Source organism: Streptomyces sp. NPDC088923, from assembly GCF_044749745.1.
GTDB lineage: Bacteria > Actinomycetota > Actinomycetes > Streptomycetales > Streptomycetaceae > Streptomyces.
Window position 1 is genome coordinate 1 of sequence record NZ_JBIVIO010000010.1, and the last position, 21,567, is coordinate 21,567.

Sequence of the window (21,567 nt, forward strand, 5' to 3'; positions counted from 1 at the left end):
GACTCTCTCGGGCCCGATTTCCTCGGTGCTTTCCGGTTCCCGGCCCGGCCTTTCGGCCTTTCCGTTTCCCTTTCGGCGTCTCCGACTTTATCAGATCTTCGGCGGCCGTTTTACCGGCTGTCCTTCGTTCCGCATTGTTCGGAGAGGTGCCCACCCTGTTCCGCTGTAGGGCGGTTCTTTCGGGGCGTGGAGGACAGTAGCAGGTCGTCAGGGGGCAATGCACATCCGCTGGGCGCCCCCTCGTGAGGCCGCTCCACAAGGGGGCGCCACCCGCGGTTTCAGCGGTTCGTGACGGTCACGTCGTCGAGCGACGCGGTCCCCTTGGCCGGTGCCGTGACAAGGAGCTTCTCGATGCGGTGGCCGCGTGCCGAGCCGTTGAGCCGCCGGGTCACCTCGGTCCAGGCGGAGAGCGGGGTCTTCCGGGTGGGACGGGTGCGGACGGTCTCGCCGTTGTCGAGGAGGAGGTCGACGGTGACGGCGCGGCCGGCCGCGTCGGTGGGCTTCAGGTAATAGGTGAGCTCCGTCCTCGCTGTCACGGGGATGTCCACGTCGAAGACGGCGTACGAGGTGGGGGCGGCGGCCTTGCCGGTCCCCTTCACCGTGAGCGAGGTGTTCCCCCGGTGGGCACTCCCCCCGGCGGTCGTCACCGCGACGCCCTTCGCCGTGACGCCCGTCGTCGGGCGGGCGTCCGTGCCCGGCTCGAACCCCGTGCGGAACTGGACGGGCCCAGTGGACGGCGGGATGGGGATCTCCGGGTCGAGCGGGTCGCGGCCGCTGATCATGCCGGTGGCCGCGCCGGCGAGGCGGAGGTAGAAGTCGGCGGAGAGATAGGTGCCGTCCGCGCTCGTGGTCTGGAAGTACTGGTCGGTGGGGATCATCGAGGAGTCCTCGGCGGCCGGGGCCATCGCGGTGGCCTCGTCGTACTCGTCGAACATGGCGAGGAACGCCTGCCCCACGCCCGCTTTCCTGACGTTCACCGCCTGCTGCCACAGGAAGTCCCCGGAGCGGCGGGGGATCTCGTTGCGCGGGCCGTCCTTCCAGTTGGACCAGGAGAAGCCCGGATAGATCACCGGGAGGTAGTCCTGCCCGCGCGGGGTGAGCGCGGCGAGGTCGGCGGCGATCTGCGGGGCGTTGTCGCCCGCGTTGCCGACCATCCACGGGGAGAGCATGTCGAGCGCCTGGTAGACGGGGCCGAAGCCCGGCTTCGCGTTGGAGTCGGTGCGCCAGCCGGTTGGGACGCCCCCGACCACGTAGAGGCCCTTGCTCTTGAACCAGTTCACGATCCGCTCGGACTGCTCCGCCGAGCCGGGGCGGTTGCTGAAGCCGAGGCCCCACAACTCGACGACCGGTTTGCCGTCCTGGTGGACGTAGGCGGGGGAATCGGTGAGGTGGAGGGAGCCGGTGACGACGTTCGTCCAGTCGTCCTGGAGCACCTGCTCGAAGTTCGCGTCGGTCAGGCCGCTCACGTCGTACTCGACGTAGAAGCCGCGGCCCGTGCGCTCGGCCGCCTTGCGGGCCTTGTCGGCGACGGAGTTGCGGACGGCCGCGCGCGGTGAGGCGGGGTCGGAGACGTCGCTGCCGAAGCGCTGGAGGGCCGCGCCGTCGAGGTCGTTGTCCCGCATCCAGTCGAAGTGCTGGTCGACGACGGCGGCCGGGTACGAGGAGAACAGGCGGGCGGGATCGCCGTTGCCGAGCGGGGCGTAACCCGTGGCGGCGAGGGCGGAGTCCGGGTAGGCGCGGGTGTCCGGCCACAGCTCGAAGGTCTGGTTGCCCGGTGAGGGCTGGGACCCCGCCCAGTGGCGCCATGCGCCGAGCGGGGAGCCGTCCGAGGGGTGGTTGAACCAGCCCTGGTAGCCCGCGTAGACGTGGCCCTTGAGGGTGGGGGGTGCGGCGGTGGGGCTCGCGGCTCCGGCCTGGGTGCCGAGTGCGGTGGCCAGGAGGGTGAGGCTCGCGGCGGTGGCGAGGGAGAGACGGGTACGGCGTCTGGGCATGGGGGTCCTCGGTTCCGTGGAGGGAGCTTCGGGGACGAGCGCGGCACCGGTGAGGTGCCGCCATGAAAATCCCTCGGATGTACCTCGTCAACCGCTTGGGCGAAATCGATTTCCCAGCGGGACAAGGGAGATGGGGACGCGTACGCCTTGTACCTTTCCCTCGTGGTCGCCTAGTTCTTTGCCCGTCTCCCGGCCTTCAGGCTGGGCGTGAAGGTGGCGTGGAAGACGCTGGACGCGGCGCCGACGGCTGCCGCCTCCTCGCCGAGGTGCGAGGGGGCGACGCGCACCGTGCGGACGTGGTGGGCGAGGGGAAAGGTGTTGACGGCCGCGGTGATGACGTCGAGGTAGCGGGTGCGGACGCCGGGGAGGACGGCGGGGCCGCCGACGACGAGGAGTTCGGTGTCGAAGAGTCCAACGAGCCCGGCGGCGCCCCGGGCGAGGACGCGCGCGACGCCGTCGACGACCTCGCGGACGACGGGATCGCCCTCGGCGGCGCGCGCGCAGACCCACGGGTAGGCGTCCTCACCGCGCGGTACGGGCAGTCCCGCGGCGCGGACGCGGGCGAGGGTGGTCGAGATGGGGGCGCACTCCTCGGCGGAGCGCGGCACGTCGTCGCCCGCGGGCCGGGGGCGCGGGGCGCACAGCTCGCCCAGCTCGCCCGCGTTGCCCGTCGCGCCCCGGTGCACGTCGCCGCCCAGGAAGGCGCCGCTGCCCGCGCCCGCTCCCAGGTACAGGTACACGAAGTCCTCGGCGCGTTCCGCGGCGCCGAGCCAGCGTTCGCCGATGGCCGCCGCGGTCGCGTCCTTCTCGACGACGACGGAACTGCCGAGCCGGGCGCTGAGTTTCGCGCCGGCGTCCACGCGCTCCCAGCCCGTGAAGAGCGGCGGATCGAGCAGGACGCCCGCGCGCCGGTCGAGCGGTCCCGGCAGGGCGGCCCCGTACCCCAGTACGGGCCCCGCGGCCGGTACTTCGGCCGCCGCCTCGCGGGCGAGGGCGGCCATCTGGGCGAGGCACCAGTCGGGGTCGCGGGGGGCTTCGAGCGGCAAGCGGCGGCGGGCGACGACCTGGCCGCACAGGTCGACGGCGACGGCTGTGATCATCCACGGGTCGAGGTGGATGCCGACCGCGTACCCGGCGTCGGGCCGCAGGCGCAGCGGGATACGGGGCTTGCCCGCGCCGGCCGAGCGGCCCTCGTCCTGCACGATGAGTCCCGAGGTCAGCAGGTTGCGGGTGATGCGGGAGACGGCCTGCGGGGTGAGCCCGGTCGAGGCGGCGATCTCGACGCGGCTGAGGGTGCCCGCCTCGCGGATGCTCTCGATGACGAGCTTCTCGTTGTACGAGCCGAGCGCGAGCTGGTTGAAGGCGCGGGGGGCGGGGCGCGGGGTGGACTGCGCGGTGGGCGGGGCGGGGGGACGTACCCAGTGGAGGGAACCTTCCGTCCCAAGATCCGCGGAGAGGGGTTCCACCAGCGCGGCGGCCAACGCCACTGGGTCGCGGGCGAGTTCGGCGAGGAGGAGGACGCGGAGGAGGGAGGGCCAGCGGGTCGCGGCGGGGAGCGTGTGGGGCGCGGCGCCTTCGAGGGTGGGGACGGGGCCGAGGGTGAGGGTGTGGAGGGTGCGGCCGGGGTGGCGTTCGCGTACGGCCGCGAGGAGTTCCTCGTACGGGGGCGGAGCGGCGGCGTTCCGGCGGGGCGCGGCGGCGGGGCCGGGGTCGAGCGCGTCGAGCGCCCCGTACACGTATGCCGTCGCGTCGCGGACGAGCGCGGTGGCGCGGCGGGAGGGGCGGGGGCGGCCCTCGGGGGGTGGGGCGAGGACGAAGAGGGCGCGCTGCCCGCCCTCGGGGCCGGGGCTCGCGTGGACGGCGAGTAGGTCCAGGTCGCGCAGGGGGCAGGGCGGGTCGGCGGGGACGGTGAGGCCCGCGGTGCCGGGGCCCGCGCCGAGGCCCCAGCGGCGGCGGACCGCGGCGAGGGTGGTGTGCGAGACGCCGGTACGGGCCGCGAGCGCGCGGACCGAGAGGGGGGCGCCGTCCGGGGCGGGCGTGAGCGAGCGGGCGACGAGGGCGGCTTCGTCGACGCGGGAGGGGCGGCCGCTGCGGGGGCGGTGTTCGAGTCCGGCGAGTCCTTCGGCGGCGTAGCGGCGGCGCCAGGCGGTGACGGTGGGGCGGGAGACGCCGAGGCGGCGGGCGCTGTCGATGACGCCCGTACCGGCAGAGGCGTCCAGGACGATCTGCGCGCGCAGGGCGCGGGCGCCCGAGCCGCGTGCCCAGCCGCGCAGGCGGGTGCGGTCGGCGGAGGTGAGGGCGAAGCCGGGGGCGGGGGCGGCCGGACGGGGCGTCGGTGGGGTCGTCGCCGTGGCCGTCGTGGGGTTCGGTGTCGTTTCCGTATGTGCCTCGCGCATCGTGCTCCCGCCTCCGTACCGTCACGATCCTCGCCGTGGCAGCTGATAAAGAACTTCGCTTCCACATCCTGCCCCCGTACACCCTCCGGCCAAGGGAAGCCGCGTGTGCACCGCCGAAAATCCCTTGCGGCATCGGACGGAAAGCGCTGTCAGACGCATTGACTCAAAGCAATCCATTGATTTTACATAGCGCCCCGAGGGGCCCACCGAGCGAAGGCCGGGCCCGCCCTCCACCGTTGAAGGGCTCAGCCCATGTCCCAGCTCACCGGCCCGCGGAAGAAACGCCGCGTCGATCGCGGCCTCTTCTGGTTCACCGTGCCCGGCATCACCGTCGTACTGCTCTTCCACTACGTGCCGTTGCTCGGCAACGTCATCGCCTTCCAGGACTACCAGCCGTTCATCGGCATCACGCACAGCCGCTGGTCAGGGCTGGACAACTTCTCCGTGCTCTTCAACGGGGACTCCGCCTTCCTGCACGCGCTCTCGAACACCTTCCAACTCCTGATCATCCAGGTGGTGTTCGTCTTCCCGGCGCCGATCCTGCTCGCGCTGGCGCTCAACAGCCTGGTGAGCGAGCGGGTCAAGAAGGCCGTGCAGAACGTGCTCTACCTGCCGCACTTCCTGTCGTGGGTCGTGGTGGTCGCGCTCTTCCAGCAGATGCTGGGCAGCGGCGGGCTCGTCAACGTCTTCCTGCGCGCGCAGGACCTCGGCACGTGGAACATCATCGGCGACCCCGACCTGTTCAAGGGCCTGCTGACCTCGCAGGTCATCTGGAAGGACACGGGCTGGGGCACGATCCTCTTCCTCGCCGCGCTCTCGCGGGTCGACACCGATCTGTACGAGGCGGCGGCGATGGACGGCGCGGGGCGGCTGCGGCAGACGTGGCACGTCACGCTGCCCGCGCTGCGCGGCCTCGTCGTGCTGCTCCTGATCCTGCGGCTCGGGGACGCGCTGAGCGTCGGCTTCGAGCAGATCATCCTGCAACAGGCCGGGGTGGGGCTGCCGGCGAGCGAAGTGCTCGACACCTACGTCTACAACAACGGTCTGCTGTCCGGGCAGTGGGGCGTCTCGGCGGCCGTGGGGCTCGTCAAGGGCCTGGTGGGCGTGGTGCTGGTGCTGGGCGCGAACAAGCTCGCGCACTTCTTCGGCGAGGAAGGGATCTACCGCTCATGAGTACCGCGCAGCTTCCCACGACGCCCGCTTCCGCGGACGTTCCCGGACCCCGCGACCGGCGCTCCGCACCGCGGGGCCGAAAGCCGCGCCGCGTCGACGCGGGGATACCGGGCCAGACCCCGGCCTCGCCACCGTGGCGCGTCCTGAAGTCGCTGATCATCCTGCTCTGTTGCCTCGCCGTGATTTTGCCCTTCCTCACGGTGATCTCGACGTCGCTCGCGGACAACGCGCAGGTCAACGAGGCGGGCGGCTTCGTACTGTGGCCGGACCACCCCTCGTTCGACTCCTACGCGGCGATCCTGCGCGGCGGGCTCGTGACGCGGGCGATGGCGGTGAGCATCGGGGTCACGGTCGTCGGTACGGCGCTGAGCCTGCTCTCCAGCATCACGCTCGCGTACGGGCTGAGCCGGCCCGGGTCCTTCGGGCACAAACCGGTACTGATGATCCTGCTCTTCTCGATGCTCTTCGCGCCGGGCGTGATCCCCAGCTACCTGCTGATCAAGCAGCTCCATCTCATCAACAGCTATTGGGCGTTGATCCTGCCGACGATGGTGAACGCCTTCAACGTCATCGTCCTGCGCTCCTTCTTCCAGAGCATTCCGCGCGAACTCGTGGACGCGGCGCGGATCGACGGGGCCAGCGAGCTGAACATCCTGACGAAGATCGTGCTGCCGCTCTCGCGCGCGTCGGTCGCCGTCGTCGGGCTGTTCTACGCGGTCTCGTACTGGAACGCCTTCTTCAACGCCCTGCTGTACATGAACGAGTCGGCGAAGTGGCCCATGCAACTCGTGCTGCGCACGTACGTGGTGAACAACGCGGCGATCGGCGCGGGCGAGGCGTCCGCCGCCGGGGCGCCGTTGCCGCCCTCACAGGCGCTCCAGGCGGCGATCATCGTGCTCTCGATCGTGCCGATCGTGCTCGTCTACCCGTTCCTGCAACGGCACATGAACAAGGGCGTGATGATCGGCGCCGTCAAGGGCTGAGGCCCCCGCTCCACCCCTGATCCATCCGACGACGAAGGAGCAGCCCCATGGGCCCTCTCATCTCGCGCAGAGGACTGCTGCGCGCTTCGGCGGGAGCGGCGGCCGGCCTCGCGCTCGCGAGCTGCGGCGACGGCGGTCCCGCGATCCCGCTCGCGGACAACGCGAAGGTCGTACTGCCCGACTACGTCCCGTACCAGGGCGTCAAGCCGGCGCTCGCCGGGACGAAGGGCGGCGTGCTCAACGGCTACCGGCACTACCCGGCCGACCCGGCGCCGGCCTTCCCGGACGGGCCGCCCGCGAAGGGGCCCGGGGTCCGCGTCATGACGCTGACCTTCAATCCCGTACCGCCGCCGCGCGGCCGCAACCCGTACTGGCGGGCGCTCGACGAGCAGCTCGGCACGGATCTCGACGTCGAGATCGTGCCCGTGGGCGACTACCCCAACAAGTTCTCGGTGGTCGTCGCGGGCGGGGACCTCCCGGACGCGATGCTCGTGCTGCCGACCGCGAGCCAGCAGCCGGCGATGTTCAACGCGCTCTTCGAGGACCTGACCGAGCACCTGTCGGGCCCGGCGGTGCGCGAGTACCCCTACCTCGCCAACATCCCCACCGACGCCTGGCGTTGGACGGTCTACAACGGCGGGATCTACGCGCTTCCGATGCCGCGCGCGAACGCGGGCAGCATCATGTTCTACCGCTCCGACCGCTTCAAGGAGCGCGAACTCGACCCGAATCCGAAGGACTTCAAGGAGTTCCAGCAGTTGTGCAGGGACGTGTCCGACCCCAAGCACAGCCGGTACGCGCTCGGTGACCCGATCACGACGCTGAACTTCATGATGGAGATGGTGGGCGGGCCGAACATCTGGCGCGAGGAGGACGGGAAGTTCACCTTCTGGCTGGAGTCCGAGGAGATACGCGAGGCCCTCGACGCGGCGCGCAGGCTCACCAAGGAACACCTGCTCCACCCCGACGCCTACAGCGTGGTCGGGAAGTTCAAGGACTGGTTCGGCAACGGGCAGATCGCGCTGCACTACGACGGCAACGCGGGCTGGAACGACTTCTACCGGCAGTACGCGCCGAACAACAAGGGACTGGAGATCGACGGGATGCTCGCGCCGGGTTTCGACGGCGGCAGGGGCAGCCACTGGGCCGGGTACTCCAGCTTCGCGGTCCTCGCCATCAAGAAGGCCCCCAAGTCCCGGGTCCGGCAGATCCTCCGGCTCGCCAACGCGATGGCGGCGCCCTTCGGCACCGACGCGTACAAGCTGCGCAAGTACGGCATCGAGGGCCACGACCACACACGTCGGGGCACCGACCCGATCCTCACCCCGGACGGCACAACGGAGACCGCGCTGCCCACCGGGTTCATCACGGACGCGCCGCTCTCGCTCTACTTCCCCGAGCGCCCCGACGTCGTGGACCGCCAGCACTCCTTCCAGACGCGGGCCGCCGAGGTCCTCGTGCGCAATCCGACCGAGGGCATCTACTCGGAGACCAACGCGAAGACGTTCGGCGCGCTCAAGCTCAAGACCGACGACGTCCTCAAGGGCATCATGCAGGGCCGCGAGAAGCTCTCCTCGCTCGACGAGACCGTCCGCATGTGGCGGCGCGAGGGCGGCGACCGGATGCGCGCCGAGTACGAGAAGGCCTGGGCGAGCCTGCACGGCTGACCCGGGCGCCGGGCACGCGACCGCGCGGGCGCCCACCACCTTGTCCGTATCCTCCCTACTCCCCCACCCCGCACCACCACCCGAGGAGAACCCTCACCATGCACGACGACCGGACCGCGACCGAGGACCGCATCGCACGGTTCGTCTCCAGCAGGCTGCGACCCGCCCTCCACTCCGAGCCGCTGCCGCTCGCGCTGGAGGTGTGGCGGGTGCCCGGGGAGCCGGTGCCCGTCGCCGAGGCGCTGCGGGCCACGTACGAGCCCTTCGAGGCCGGCGAGTACTGGGGCCCGGCCTGGGGCACGACGTGGCTGCGCGCCAGGGGCACCGTGCCCGCGCACTGGGCGGGCAGGCGGGTCGAGGCCGTCTTCGACCTGGACTTCGACCTCACGCAGGGGCCCGGCGGGCAGGCGGAGGGCTTCGTGCACACCGCCGCCGGGGAACCCCTCCAGGGCCTGCACCCCTACCACCGCACCGTCCGGCTCGCCGAACCCGCCACCGGGGGCGAGGAGATCAGCCTCCTGGTCGAACTCGCGGCGAACCCGAAGATCGCGGGCAGCGCGGCGCTCGGGATGCGCTACAGCTCCCCGCGGACCTCGGGCGACGACCCGCTCTACCGGCTGCTCGTCGCCGATCTCGCGGTGCGCGAGGAGGACGTGTGGCACCTGCTCCAGGACATGGCCGTCCTGGGCGAACTCATGGACCAGCTACCGGAGTCGGCGCCGCGCCGGTGGGAGATCCTGCGGGCGCTCGACAAGGTCGTGGACGCCGTCGATCCCTGGGACGTGGCGGCGACGGCCGGGCGGGGCCGCGAGGTCCTGGCCGACGTCCTCGCGCGGCCCGCGCACGCCTCCGCGCACACCGTGCACGCGGTCGGCCACGCGCACATCGACTCCGCCTGGCTGTGGCCGCTGCGCGAGACCGTCCGCAAGTGCGCCCGGACGTTCACGAACGTCACCGCGCTCGCCGAGGAGTACCCGGAACTCGTCTTCGCCTGCTCCTCCGCGCAGCAGTACGCGTGGATGAAGGAGCGGCGCCCCGACGTGTACGCGCGGATCAAGAAGGCCGTGGCCGAGGGGAGTTTCGTGCCGGTGGGCGGCATGTGGGTGGAGGCGGACGGGAATCTGCCGGGCGGCGAGGCTCTGGCCCGCCAACTGGTGTACGGGCGACGCTTCTTCGCGGAGGAGTTCGGCGTCGAGCAGGACGGCGTGTGGCTGCCCGACTCCTTCGGCTACAGCGCCGCGTACCCGCAGCTCGCGAAGCTCGCGGGCGCCCGCTGGTTCCTCACCCAGAAGCTCTCCTGGAACGCCGTGAACCGGCTGCCGCACCACACCTTCGACTGGGAGGGCATCGACGGGACCCGTATCCTCACGCACTTCCCGCCCGTCGACACGTACAACTGCGAGCTGACCGGACGCGAACTCGCCCACGCCGAGGCGAACTTCGCGGAGAAGGGCGTCGCGGGGCGCTCGCTCGCGCCCTTCGGTTTCGGGGACGGGGGCGGCGGGCCGACCCGGGAGATGATGGAGCGCGCCAGGCGGCTGCGGGACCTGGAGGGTTCGCCGCGCGTCGAGATCGCGAAGCCGTCCGAGTTCTTCGGGATCGCCGCCCGCGAGTATCCGCGAAGGCCGGTGTGGCGGGGCGAGTTGTACCTGGAGAACCACCGGGGCACGTACACAAGCCAGGCCCGTACGAAGCGCGGCAACCGGCGCTCGGAGGCACTGCTCCGGGAGGCGGAGCTGTGGGCGGCGACGGCGGCGGTACGGGGCGGGCGCGCGTACCCGTACGAGGAGTTGGAGGCCCTGTGGCGGCGGGTGCTGCTCCACCAGTTCCACGACATCCTGCCCGGCACCTCGATCACCTGGGTGCACGAGCAGGCAGAGGAGATGTACCGCGAGGTGCACGCGGCGCTGGAGGAGGTCATCGGGTCGGCCGCGCGCGAACTCGGGCCGCCGCGTACGGGGTTCGCGGTGTTGAACGCGGCGCCGCAGGACCGTACCGAGGTCGTGGTGGTGCCCGGCGCGGTCGCGGGCGGGCAGGAGCTGACGGACGGCTCGCGCGCGGTGCTCGCGCACGCCCCGGCGCTCGGCGCGGGAACCCTGGACGACGGCGCGGGAACCCTGGACGACGGCGGGGACGCCCCGCGGCCGGTCACCGCGAGCGAGGAGGAGGGGGACTTCGTCCTCGACAACGGGCTCGTCCGGGTGCGGATCGACCGGGCCGAAGGGCTGGTGCGCTCCGTAGTGGACCTGAGCACGGACCGCGAGACGCTCGCCCCCGACGAGCCGGGCAACCTGCTGCAACTGCACCACGACGACCCGACGCTGTGGAGCGCCTGGAACCTGGACGCCTCCTACCGCAACACCGTCCGCGACCTCACCGGGGCCGAGTCGGTCGAGCTGACGGAGGCGGGCCCGCTGCTCGCGCGGGTGCGCGTGACGCGCGCCTTCGGTACCTCGCGGCTCGCGCAGGACCTCGAACTGACCGCTGGGGCACGGCGATTGGTGGTCCGTACCGATATCGACTGGCAGGAGCGGGACGCCGTGCTCAAGGCGGCGTGGCCGCTCGACGTGCACGCGGAGCACGAGAGCGCCGAGGTGCAGTTCGGGCACGTGCGACGGCCCACGCACGAGAACACGAGCTGGGACGCGGCCCGCTTCGAGGTGTGGCAGCACCGGTGGGTGCACGTCGGCGAGCACGGCTTCGGCGCCGCGCTGCTCACGGACTCGACGTACGGGCACGACGTGCGGCGGCACACACGCGCGGACGGCGGCACGACCACGACGCTGCGGCTCTCGCTCCTGCGCGCCCCGCACAGCCCGGACCCCGAGGCGGACCGGGGGCGGCACGCGTTCGTGTACGCGCTGGAGGCGGGCGCGGACGTCGGGGGCGCGGCGGCCGGCGGGTACGCGCTCAACCTGCCCTTGCGGGTCGTGCCGGGTGCTGGGGCCGCTCCGCTCGTGAGCGTCTCGCACCGGGACGTGCTCGTGGAGGCGGTGAAGCTCGCGGACGACCGTTCGGGGGACGTCGTCGTGCGGCTCTACGAGTCGCGGGGCGGGTCGGTGCGGGCTTCGCTGGGGGCGGGGTTCGCGGTGGGCTCGGCGGCGGTGACGGATCTGCTTGAGGAGCCGGTGGCGGAGCTGGAGGTCGTGGAGGGGCGGATCGCGCTGGCGCTGCGGCCGTTCCAGATCCTGACGGTGCGGCTGCGCAGGAGCTGACCGCCGGATGACCGAGGGGGTGGCCGCGCACCGGCCGCCCCCTTCGTCATTCCCCGGGCTCCGGCGGGAACTCGTTCGGCGGGGACTCCAGGTCCTCCAGCTCGATCCCCGGGGCGGCGAGCACCACGTCCCCCGCCAGGTGCACCTCGTGCCGCTCCCCCGTCTCCAGGTCGCTGACCTGGTACGAGTCCACGCGCAGGGGTCCGTTGTCAGTGGCGTGTGCTTGGGTGTCCGTCAGTTGCCAGGACTGGTCGGCCGTCCTGGTGGCGAGCACCGGTGCGCTGAAGGAGACCAGTCGGATGCGGGTGGGGGGAGATTGCGGGGTGAGGCGCAGGAGCCGGGCGGTGGCGACGTAGAAGGCGGGGGACGTACCCCCGAAGGCGTGGGCGCGCGCGTTGCCCTCGGTGGCGTGGTTCCCCTCCGGGTCCGACCTGACCCAGGTGAGCCCTTCGAGGGCGCCGCCGCGGACCTGCCAGCCGCCCGCGCGCAGTTCGAGTCGCAGGGGACGCCCGCGCGAGTCGAGCGTGAGGTCGACGGTGCCGGCGTCCGGCTCGCCCACGGGGGTGGTGAGCCGGGCGACGTACCGCCAGCCGGAGGGCCCGGGCGCGCACTGGAAGTGCTCCTCGGCGAGCAGGCCGCCGTCGTGCGGGTCGTGGAGGGAGTAGCGGCCTCGGGGCATCGGGGGGTGTCCTGGGGTGGGTGCTCGGGGGGCTGCGGGGGAAGCGTGACGGCCCGGAAGCGCGGGGCTTCCGGGCCGTCACTCCGTCACGTCGTCACTCCGCCGTACGCGTCCTGCGTCCGCGTACGGGCGAAGGGGACTCAGTAGCGGTAGTGGTCCGACTTGTACGGGCCCTCGACCTTCACGCCGATGTACTCGGCCTGCTCGGGGCGGAGCGTCGTGAGCTTCACGCCGAGCGCGGCGAGGTGGAGGCGGGCGACCTTCTCGTCGAGCGCCTTCGGCAGCACGTAGACGCCGACGGGGTACTCCTGCGGCTTCGTGAACAGCTCGATCTGCGCGATCGTCTGGTCCGCGAAGCTGTTGGACATGACGAAGGAGGGGTGGCCCGTCGCGTTGCCGAGGTTGAGCAGGCGGCCCTCGGAGAGCACGATGATCTTCTTGCCGTCGGGGAAGGTCCAGGTGTGGACCTGCGGCTTGACCTCGTCCTTGACGATGCCGGGGATCTTCGCGAGCCCGGCCATGTCGATCTCGTTGTCGAAGTGGCCGATGTTCCCGACGATCGCCTGGTGCTTCATCCTGGCCATGTCGCTCGCCATGATGATGTCCTTGTTGCCGGTCGTCGTGACGAAGATGTCGCCCTTGTCGACGACGTCGTCCAGCGTCGTGACCTGGTAGCCGTCCATCGCGGCCTGGAGGGCGCAGATGGGGTCGATCTCGGTGATGATGACGCGGGCGCCCTGGCCGCGCAGCGACTCGGCGCAGCCCTTGCCGACGTCGCCGTAGCCGCAGACGACGGCGGTCTTGCCGCCGATGAGGACGTCGGTGGCGCGGTTGATGCCGTCGATGAGGGAGTGGCGGCAGCCGTACTTGTTGTCGAACTTCGACTTCGTCACGGCGTCGTTGACGTTCATCGCCGGGAAGAGCAGCGAGCCGTCGCGCTGCATCTCGTAGAGGCGGTGGACGCCGGTGGTGGTCTCCTCGGTCACGCCGCGGATCTCCGAGGCGAGCTTGGTCCACTTCTGGGAGCCGGCGGAGATGGTGCGGGTGAGGAGTTCGAGGATGACGCGGTGCTCGTCGTTCTCGGCCTCGGTCGCCGGGTCGGGGACCTTGCCCTCCTTCTCGTAGGCCACGCCCTGGTGCACGAGAAGAGTGGCGTCACCGCCGTCGTCGAGGATCATGTTCGGGCCGCCGGTGGGGGCGTCGGCCCAGGTGAGCGCCTGCTCGGTGCACCACCAGTACTCCTCCAGGCTCTCGCCCTTCCAGGCGTAGACCGGGACGCCCTGCGGGTTGTCCGGGGTACCGTTCGGGCCGACCGCGATGGCGGCGGCGGCGTGGTCCTGGGTGGAGAAGATGTTGCAGGAGGCCCAGCGGACCCGGGCACCGAGCGCGGTGAGGGTCTCGATGAGGACGGCGGTCTGCACGGTCATGTGCAGGGAGCCGGTGATGCGGGCGCCCTTGAGCGGCTGCGACTCGGCGTACTCGGCGCGCAGCGCCATGAGGCCGGGCATCTCGTGCTCGGCGAGGGTGATCTCCTTGCGGCCGAAGTCGGCGAGGGAGAGGTCGGCGACCTTGAAGTCCTGCGGGGTGGTGGCGGACGTCATGCTCTGCTGCTCCTCGGGTCGGGGCGCGGGTACGGGTGTGCTGGCCGCGCCTGGGCGAGTGCGAGGCGTCCGAGGCCGGGCCTCGTCCCCGTACCCCCGGAAGGACGTACGGGACGTGCCGGACCGGACGCGGACACACGTGTCCCGTCCTCTTGCGCGGCGCAGTCCGTCGGAGGCCCTCTCTCCCTCGGCCGGTCCCCTCGCGGGGGCCGCCCGACCGCCATCAGCAGCGACGTCTGGCTGCCCCCAAGCTACCAGCCCGGCCCGGAAGGGACAGGGGGGCCGGGAGGGACGGTGTCCTTCCCGGGCCCGGTGCCCCGCGGTGGTGCCGAGCGGTCAGTGGTCCCCGGCCGGGTGCGGTACGGGGCCGCCCGGGGTGGCCTCGGGGTGCGGGCCCGCCGCGGCCTCCGCCTCGGTGAAGATGTCCGGCTCCAGGTAGATGACGCGGGCGATCGGGACGGCCTCGCGGACGCGGGACTCGGCGCCGTCGATGGCCTCGGTGATCTCCGTTCCGGTCGCGTCGGGGCGTACCGCGATCTTCGCGGCGACGAGGAGTTCCTCGGGGCCGAGGTGGAGCGTGCGCATGTGGATGACCCCGGTGACGAGGGTGCCGTCGACGAGCGAGGCGGAGATGGTCTCCTCGGTCTGCGGGTTCGCGGACTCGCCGACGAGGAGCGACTTCGTCTCGGCGGCCAGGACGAGCGCGATGCAGATGAGCAGGACGCCGATGCACAGCGTGCCGATGCCGTCCCACACGCCGTCGCCCGTCCCGAGCGAGAGACCGACGCCGCCGAGGGCGAGGACGAGGCCGATGAGCGCGCCGAAGTCCTCCAGGAGGACGACGGGCAGTTCGGGGGCCTTCGCGCGGCGGATGTACTCGACCCACGACATCGTGCCGCGCGTCGTGTTCGACTCCTTCACCGCCGTACGGAAGGACATGCCCTCCGCGATGATCGCGAAGACGAGGACGCCGACCGGCCAGTACCAGTGCTCCAGCTCGTGCGGGTGCTTGATCTTCTCGTAGCCCTCGTACAGCGCGAACATGCCGCCGACCGAGAAGAGGACGATGGAGACGAGGAAGGCGTAGAGGAAGCGCTCGCGGCCGTAGCCGAAGGGGTGTTGCGGGGTGGCGGCGCGCTCGGAGCGCTTCTTGCCGAGGAGGAGCAGTGCCTGGTTGCCGGAGTCGGCGATGGAGTGGACGCCCTCGGCGAGCATCGAGGAGGAACCGCTGAAGGCGAAGGCCACGAATTTCGACACGGCGATGGCGAGGTTGGCGGAGAGCGCCGCCACGATCGCCTTGGTGCCGCCTGACGCACTCATCTCTGCTCGTCTCCCCTGTGGGTCATCTGGGTCGTCGGTGTCGGCCGGTGTTCCCGGGACGCGTCATTCTCCCGTACGGGGGACGGGTGCCCCGGCGCGGGCGGCGGAATCCGCGCCGGGGCGAGGTGAGGGGCCCCTCGGGGCCGGGTGGGAGCCGGGCGGGGCCCGTCGGCTCAGATCCGTACCCCCGCGCGGAACAGCGTGCCCTCGCCGCTCGCGGTGACGCGCTCGCCCGCCGGGACGAAGACCGCCTCGCCGGGGCTCAGCGCCTCCTCGCCCGCCGTGACGCGCCCGGCCGTGCAGAGCAGGAGCTGCGGTCCGGGCGAGGTGAGGTCGGGGGTGGTGGCGTCGGGGGCGAGGACGTAGCGCGAGAGGCGGAACTCGTCGATGGGGGTCGCGTAGACCTCCTCGCCGTCGGGGGCGGCCTCGGGGCGCTGGACGCCGGGGTCGGTCGCGGCGAAGCGGACGACGCGCAGGAGTTCGGGGACGTCTACGTGCTTGGGGGTGAGGCCGCAGCGCAGGACGTTGTCCGAGGTGGCCATGATCTCGACGCCGAGTCCGTGGAGGTAGGCGTGCGGGACTCCGGCGCCGAGGTAGAGGGCCTGGCCGGGCTGGAGGCGCACGAAGTTGAGGAGCATCGCGGCGAGGACGCCGGGGTCGCCGGGGTAGTCGCGGGCGACGCGCGCGTAGGGCTCGTACGGGCCGCCGAGGCGCTCGCAGGCGAGGGCGGTCTCCTCGACGGTCGCGGCCATCGCGCGCGGCTCGGCGGTGAGGATCGCGGTGAGGACCTCGCGCAGCGCGGCCTCCTCGGGGTGGGCGCGCAGCAGGTCCACGTACGGCTTGAGGCTGTCGACGTCGAGCCCGGCGAGGAGGGCCGCGGCGGCGGTCGGCTCGCGGAAGCCGCACAGGCCGTCGAAGGGCGTCAGCGCGCAGATCATCTCGGGCTTGTGGTTGGCGTCCTTGTAGTTGCGCTCCGGCGCGTCGATCGGCACGCCGCGCCGCTCCTCCTCGGCGAAACCGGCCTCGGCCTGCGCGCGGTCGGGGTGGACCTGGAGCGAGAGCGGCGAGCCCGCGGCGAGGATCTTGAGGAGGAAGGGGAGGCGGGGGCCGAACTTCTCGGCGGCGGGCGCGCCGAGTTCGCGTACGGGGTCGGCGTCGACGACGGCGGAGAGCGCTTCCTCGCCCTGCCCGCGATCGAGGTGCGAGGGGGCCCCGGGGTGCGCGCCGATCCACATCTCGGCCTGCGGTTCCCCGCTGGGCTCGACACCGAGCAGCTCGGGAATGGCGGTGAGCGAGCCCCAGGCGTAGGGGCGGATGGTGTTGCGGAGGCGGTCCATGGTTCCTTCAACGGGCGGGCGGACGGGTGGAGGTCGGCGGCCGGTGTCGAGCGTACGGGGCGGATGGGGCGGGGCGCCCTCCCCCGTCGCGGGTCGGGTGACCTCCGCTCAGCTTTGCCCCGCCAGGGACAGGTACGCCGCCGTGTACTCGGTGAGGGCGAGGAGTTCGGCCAGGACGTCGAGGTCCTGGCCCTCGGGGAGGGCGAGTTCGGTGAGGGGGACCCGGTGGGCGTGGGCGAGTTCGCGGACGGCGGGGGCCGCGGTGAGGCCGTCCGCGGTGCGGGTACGGAGCAGGACGACGCGGGGGCGCGGGCCGGAGGTGTCCTCGACGCGGTCGCGGAAGAAGTCGTCCATGCCGTCGTCCCCGCTGTCCGTCTCGGCGGGGCGGCTGAGCAGCGCCGCGTGCGCGGTGAGGGCCTCGGGGAGCGCGGCGGTGAGCGCGGCGCGGCCCGCGCGGGCGGCGAGGAGCCGGACGAGGCGGCGCGCGACGGCGTCCGAGGCGGGGCCCTCGGTCCACAGCAGCGGCAGCGACTCGTCGAGTTCGACGGCGAGGGACTTGGCCGGGTTGGCGCCGGTCGGGCTGACGGGCCCGCAGCGTTCGGCGGTCGTGTCGAGGCGGTCCGCGAGGCGCTCGATCGTCTCCTCGTCGGCGCCGATCAGGCCCGTACGGTCCAGGAGGCCGAGGAACGGGACGAGGAAGGGCCAGGGCGAGACCGCCTGTCCGGGCTCGGGCGGTGTCGCGAGCGGGAGCGGGAGGCCGCGTGAGCCGTCGACGATCTCGCCGAGCGCGCTGCGGCGCGGGAGGACCGCGACGACGGTGAGGCCGCGCCGGTACGCCTGCTCGGCGAGGAGGCGCAGGCCGGGTTCGGAGCCGTCGGGCGTGGCGATGAGGAGCAGGTCGACGGGGCCGGCCCAGCCGGGGAGTGCCCAGCGCAGCGCGCCGGGCGCGGCGGCCACTCCGGTGGGGGCGAGGCGCAGTACGGGGCAGGCGCCCGCGGCGAGCGCGCTCGTCACGTCGGCGGCGGTCTCGGCGGCCGGGCCCGAGGTCGCGAGCAGGATCGAACGGGGGCGTCCCTCGGGCTTGAGCGAGGTGAGCCCGGCCTCGGCGGCGAGCCGCTGCGCGGTGCGGACCAGGGCGCCGGCCGAGGCGGCGGTGGGCAGCAGTCCGTACGGGTCCGCTTGCGCGAGGGCGGTGGGGTCGTCGAGGAGCAGGTCGTCGAGCATGGCGTCTCCCTGGCGGGGCGGCGGCGTTTTCGGGGCTTCGCCCCGGACCCCGGTCCTCAAACTCCCCCAGCCTTCGGCCGGGAGGTGCCCCCAGACGGGCTGTATTTCTCGGGCTGGATTTCGCCGGGTCCGGGGCAACCCTCACTCCGGCTTGCGGGCCTCGTCGACGAGGAGGACGGGGATGCTGTCGCGGACCGGGTAGATCAGGCCGCAGTCGGAGCCGGTGCAGGCGAGTTCCTCGGCGTCCTCGGTCGTGCGCTCCTCCAGCGGGGAGTGGCAGGCGGGGCAGGCGAGGATCTCCAGGAGGCCGGATTCGAGAGGCATGAGGGGTCCTTCCGCGGGCGGTGACGGGTACGGGGGCCAGCCTAGCCCGCCGCCCGTCACGGGACCCGTACGAGCCCGAGCACCTCGTCCCGCACCTTCGTCATGGTCCCCGCGTCCCGTGCCTCCACGTTGAGCCGCAGCAGGGGTTCCGTGTTGGAGGGGCGGAGGTTGAACCACCAGTCGGCGGCGGTGACGGTGAGGCCGTCGAGGGTGTCGATCGTGACGTCGGGGGACGCGAAGGCGAGGCGGACACGGTCGGTCGCCGCGGCCTGGTCGCTCACCGTCGAGTTGATCTCGCCCGAGCCCACGTACCTGTCGTACTGCGCGACGAGCCCCGAGAGCGGTCCCGGCTGCTCGCCGAGCGCCGCGAGGACGTGGAGCGCCGCGAGCATCCCCGTGTCGGCGTTCCAGAAGTCGCGGAAGTAGTAGTGCGCCGAGTGCTCGCCGCCGAAGATCGCGCCGCTGCGCGCCATCTCGGCCTTGATGAAGGAGTGCCCGACGCGGGTGCGCACGGGGGTGCCGCCGTGCTCGCGGACGACCTCGGGGACGGACCAGGAGGTGATCAGGTTGTGGATCACGGTGCCCTCGCCGCCGTTGCGCGCGAGTTCACGGGCGGCGACGAGCGCGGTGATCGCGGAGGGCGGGACCGGTTCGCCGCGCTCGTCGACGACGAAGCAGCGGTCGGCGTCGCCGTCGAAGGCGAGCCCGAGGTCGGCGTGCTCGGCCCGGACCCGGTCCTGGAGGTCCACGAGGTTCGCCGGGTCGAGCGGGTTGGCCTCGTGGTTCGGGAAGGAGCCGTCCAGCTCGAAGTACATCGGCACGAGGTCGAGCGGCAGGCCCGCGAGGACGGTGGGCACGGTGTGGCCGCCCATGCCGTTGCCCGCGTCGACGACGACCTTGAGCGGGCGGATGCCGGCGAGGTCGACGAGGGTGCGCAGGTGGCGCGCGTAGTCGCCGAGCGTGTCGCGCGTGGAGAGCGTGCCGGTACGGGCCACGGGGGCCGGGGCGCCTTCCTCGATCCAGCTCTCGACGAGCCCGCGGATGTCGGCGAGCCCGGTGTCCTGCCCGACGGGGGCCGCGCCCGCGCGGCACAGCTTGATGCCGTTGTACCGGGCCGGGTTGTGCGAGGCGGTGAACATCGCGCCGGGCAGGTGGAGCGCGCCCGAGGCGTAGTAGAGCTGGTCGGTCGAGCAGAGCCCGATCGCGGTGACGGAGGCGCCGCGCCCCCGCGCGCCCGCGCCGAAGGCGGCGGCGAGCCCCGGCGACGAGGCCCGCATGTCGTGCCCGACGACGATCGCCTCGGCGCCCGTCACCTCGGCGAAGGCGGCGCCGAACAGCTCGGCGAGATGTTCGTCCCACTGCTCGGGGACGGTCCCGCGAATGTCGTACGCCTTCACGATCTGCGACAGATCGGCCACAGCCTGCCTCCCGATTGCCTGGCTCCCGATTGCTGACCCGCGTCCACCGTCCGCCGGTCCCCCGGGCAGGTACGCGGTCGCTCCGGTACGGACCACAACCTACCCGGCCGCGCCCTCGCCCCATGGCCACCGCCGACCGCCGGCGGCCCGCCACAACCTTTCGCGGCGCGCGCGGGTCTCGTCAGCGGTGACGCCGCTCACGAGCCGTCACCCCCGTGGCGGCAAAGCCCGTGGCGGCAAAACCCGTTCCGCCGACGCCCGTTCCGCCGGCACCCGTCCCACCGGCACCCGTCCCGTCCAGGAAGGCCGAGCCATGCTCGCACTGCCGCTTCTCCTCCTCGTGCCGCTCGCCGCTCTCGCGCTGTGCGGGGTGGTGTTCGCCGCCCTGTTCAAGGCGGTCTCGCTCGCGCTGCCGGGAGGTGCGCCGCGCGAGCGGGGCGCGTTGGCGAGGTGGGGCGCCCGGCTGCTCGCGGTGCTGGCGGTGTCCGTCTACGTACTCGGGGCGGGGCTCGTGCTCTTCGACGTCAACGAGAGTTCCCACGGGGCCGACTCCTCGCCCGCCCCGGCCTGCCGCGACGTCGACGCCGCGACGGCCGAGGGCCTGTGGTCGGCCCGCCACTCCTACCTGCCGCTCGGCTTCACCTGTGTCCGCGAGGACGGCTCGACGTACGCGGGCGAGCCGGTGCTGCGCTGGTGCAACGGCGTCGGGCTCGGCGGCCTGGCGGGGGCGGTGCTGCTCAGCGGGACGGCGCGCGCCGCGTCACGGCGGGAACCGCAGGGGAAGGCGGTCCGGCCTCCCCCGGGGAGCGGCCGGGGACTCCGGGGCGGGCTCGGGCGTAGGCCCGGGGGTCAGTTCTCCGGGGAGCGGAGGATGCGGAGGTGGCCCCTGCGGGCGACCTCCATGGGGTCCGCCGCCCGGGGTGCCTCGCGTTCGGCGGGGCGGTCCTGGGGGCGGGCGGCCTCGCGGACCGCGTTGGCGAGTGCTTCGAGGTCGTCGCCGGAGGGGCGCGGGGGCGCGGAGGCGTCGGCGAGGCGGACGACCTCCCAGCCGCGCGGCGCGGTCAGCCGTTCCGAGTGCTCGGCGCACAGGTCGTAGCAGTGCGGTTCGGCGTACGTGGCGAGGGGCCCGAGGACGGCCGTCGAGTCGGCGTAGACGTACGTCAGCGTGGCGACGGCAGGGCTGCCGCACGCGGTGCGAGAACAACGACGTACAGGGCTCACGGTCCTGGACGGTACCGCACTCTTGAACGGGCCGCGACGACGCCCATCAGCCGGTACGCGCCGTGTCGTGGCCGGAAACCGTCGCCACGGCCCAAGCCGGGCAGACGGACGGAAACCCCCTTCAGGCCCCCGCTGGTACGCGTTCGGCACCGCTCGGGGGCAGACCGGTCGTCGTATGTCCGCCGAAGTCGGTACGGGTCGGACAGCGAGAGAGCCCGGGACAGCGACGCGGTCCGGGACGCCCCCGAGCGGTCGGCGTCTGAAAACCTGTCACCGGGGTGTCCGGAAACCGCCGCCGAATACGCCCGTCGCATACGTGTCCCGCATGTGTCGGACCCTCGCGGACAGTCACCGACGGAAGCCGAGGCGCGACCACAGGCCGCAGGGGCCGGCCCGTACGATCCCGGCCGCGGCCCCCTACGACGCCCCCGGCGCCGCCGTGCCCGTCCGGTCCGCCTCGCGTACGCGTCCCGTCCCGTCACCGGCCCCGCACGGAGCGTGCCGCCGCATCCCCTCGGCGGGCCCCGGGGACTACCCTTCTCAGGTGATGGACAGCTCCTTTCCGCCCTCGTCCGCCTCTCGGGGCCCGCGCCGCCGTGACCGCCACGGGCGGGGGATGCGCGGTCCCGTCGCGCCGCCGCAGGTGCCGATCTCGGCGAGCAGGGCGGAGAGCTTCGCCGACCTCGTGCAGGACTCGGTGGACCGCCTCGAACGGCGCTGGCCCCAGCTCGCCGACGTGGATTTCATGGTTCTGGACGTCCCCGGCGGGGGCAGCGCGCCCGACGCCTGGCAGGACGAGCCCGTCCCGCTCGGCACGGCGGTGGGCGCGAAGGACGGCCGCCCCCCGGTCGTCGTCGTCTACCGCCGACCGGTCGAGATCCGCAGCAAGGGCCGCGAGGAGCGCGCCCTGCTCGTCCACGAGGTCGTGGTCGAGCAGGTCGCCGAGCTCCTCGGCCTCACCCCGGAATCGGTGGACCCGAGGTACGGGGAGGAGTGAGGGACCCGGGCGCGGTTCGCT

At 72.7% G+C, this 21,567-nt stretch carries 16 protein-coding genes; 5 read left to right on the forward strand and 11 right to left on the reverse strand.

What is annotated here, in order from left to right:
• Window positions 1–278: 278 nt before the first annotated feature.
• Complete coding sequence (locus ACIP4O_RS27545) at window positions 279–1,991, reverse strand: glycoside hydrolase family 71/99-like protein (RefSeq protein WP_401578511.1); 1,713 nt, start codon at window positions 1,989–1,991, stop codon at window positions 279–281.
• Between the two features lie 170 nt (window positions 1,992–2,161).
• Window positions 2,162–4,387 (reverse strand): ROK family protein, encoded by a 2,226-nt coding sequence (locus tag ACIP4O_RS27550; RefSeq protein ID WP_401578513.1) that lies wholly within the window; start codon window positions 4,385–4,387, stop codon window positions 2,162–2,164.
• Between the two features lie 252 nt (window positions 4,388–4,639).
• Here ACIP4O_RS27550 and ACIP4O_RS27555 point away from each other — a divergent pair, with 252 nt between their 5' ends.
• The 4 genes from ACIP4O_RS27555 to ACIP4O_RS27570 all read left to right on the forward strand — a co-directional run bounded on the left by ACIP4O_RS27555 (window position 4,640) and on the right by ACIP4O_RS27570 (window position 11,425).
• A complete protein-coding gene (locus ACIP4O_RS27555) occupies window positions 4,640–5,560 on the forward strand; it encodes an ABC transporter permease (RefSeq protein WP_401578515.1) in 921 nt (306 codons plus the stop codon).
• Complete coding sequence (locus tag ACIP4O_RS27560; protein ID WP_401578516.1) at window positions 5,557–6,543, forward strand: carbohydrate ABC transporter permease; 987 nt, start codon at window positions 5,557–5,559, stop codon at window positions 6,541–6,543. The genes ACIP4O_RS27555 and ACIP4O_RS27560 overlap by 4 nt, the downstream gene beginning before the upstream one ends.
• 47 nt (window positions 6,544–6,590) lie before the next feature.
• Window positions 6,591–8,210, forward strand: a complete 1,620-nt coding sequence (locus ACIP4O_RS27565; protein ID WP_401578518.1) for an extracellular solute-binding protein — start codon at window positions 6,591–6,593, stop codon at window positions 8,208–8,210.
• A gap of 98 nt (window positions 8,211–8,308) precedes the next feature.
• Window positions 8,309–11,425 carry an alpha-mannosidase gene (locus tag ACIP4O_RS27570; RefSeq protein WP_401578520.1) on the forward strand — a complete coding sequence of 1,039 codons (3,117 nt, stop codon included), beginning with the start codon at window positions 8,309–8,311 and terminating at the stop codon, window positions 11,423–11,425.
• Between the two features lie 46 nt (window positions 11,426–11,471).
• Here the strand turns inward: ACIP4O_RS27570 and ACIP4O_RS27575 are convergent, their stop codons facing one another.
• The 9 genes from ACIP4O_RS27575 to ACIP4O_RS27615 all read right to left on the reverse strand — a co-directional run bounded on the left by ACIP4O_RS27575 (window position 11,472) and on the right by ACIP4O_RS27615 (window position 20,549).
• Window positions 11,472–12,104 carry a hypothetical protein gene (locus tag ACIP4O_RS27575; RefSeq protein ID WP_401578522.1) on the reverse strand — a complete coding sequence of 211 codons (633 nt, stop codon included), beginning with the start codon at window positions 12,102–12,104 and terminating at the stop codon, window positions 11,472–11,474.
• Window positions 12,105–12,244: 140 nt separating this feature from the next.
• Window positions 12,245–13,705, reverse strand: a complete 1,461-nt coding sequence (gene ahcY, locus ACIP4O_RS27580; protein WP_401578524.1) for an adenosylhomocysteinase — start codon at window positions 13,703–13,705, stop codon at window positions 12,245–12,247.
• A gap of 336 nt (window positions 13,706–14,041) precedes the next feature.
• Window positions 14,042–15,025: a cation diffusion facilitator family transporter gene (locus ACIP4O_RS27585; RefSeq protein ID WP_361334775.1), complete on the reverse strand. Its 984-nt coding sequence runs from the start codon at window positions 15,023–15,025 to the stop codon at window positions 14,042–14,044.
• 173 nt (window positions 15,026–15,198) lie between these two features.
• A complete protein-coding gene (gene manA, locus ACIP4O_RS27590; RefSeq protein WP_401578526.1) occupies window positions 15,199–16,362 on the reverse strand; it encodes a mannose-6-phosphate isomerase, class I in 1,164 nt (387 codons plus the stop codon).
• Window positions 16,363–16,470: 108 nt separating this feature from the next.
• Window positions 16,471–17,586, reverse strand: a complete 1,116-nt coding sequence (locus ACIP4O_RS27595) for an SIS domain-containing protein (protein WP_401578528.1) — start codon at window positions 17,584–17,586, stop codon at window positions 16,471–16,473.
• A gap of 141 nt (window positions 17,587–17,727) precedes the next feature.
• Window positions 17,728–17,910: a Trm112 family protein gene (locus ACIP4O_RS27600; protein WP_361334783.1), complete on the reverse strand. Its 183-nt coding sequence runs from the start codon at window positions 17,908–17,910 to the stop codon at window positions 17,728–17,730.
• A 56-nt stretch (window positions 17,911–17,966) separates the two neighbouring features.
• Window positions 17,967–19,328: a phosphomannomutase/phosphoglucomutase gene (locus tag ACIP4O_RS27605; RefSeq protein WP_401578530.1), complete on the reverse strand. Its 1,362-nt coding sequence runs from the start codon at window positions 19,326–19,328 to the stop codon at window positions 17,967–17,969.
• Between the two features lie 181 nt (window positions 19,329–19,509).
• Window positions 19,510–19,869 (reverse strand): hypothetical protein, encoded by a 360-nt coding sequence (locus ACIP4O_RS27610; RefSeq protein WP_401578532.1) that lies wholly within the window; start codon window positions 19,867–19,869, stop codon window positions 19,510–19,512.
• Between the two features lie 308 nt (window positions 19,870–20,177).
• Entirely contained in the window at window positions 20,178–20,549 is a 372-nt protein-coding gene (locus ACIP4O_RS27615) for a DUF3499 domain-containing protein (RefSeq protein ID WP_007822975.1), read from the reverse strand.
• A gap of 547 nt (window positions 20,550–21,096) precedes the next feature.
• On the opposite strand from ACIP4O_RS27615, the gene ACIP4O_RS27620 reads away from it, so the two are divergent.
• On the forward strand, window positions 21,097–21,546 hold the full coding sequence (locus ACIP4O_RS27620; RefSeq protein ID WP_401578829.1) for a metallopeptidase family protein: 450 nt from the start codon (window positions 21,097–21,099) through the stop codon (window positions 21,544–21,546).
• Window positions 21,547–21,567: the final 21 nt, after the last annotated feature.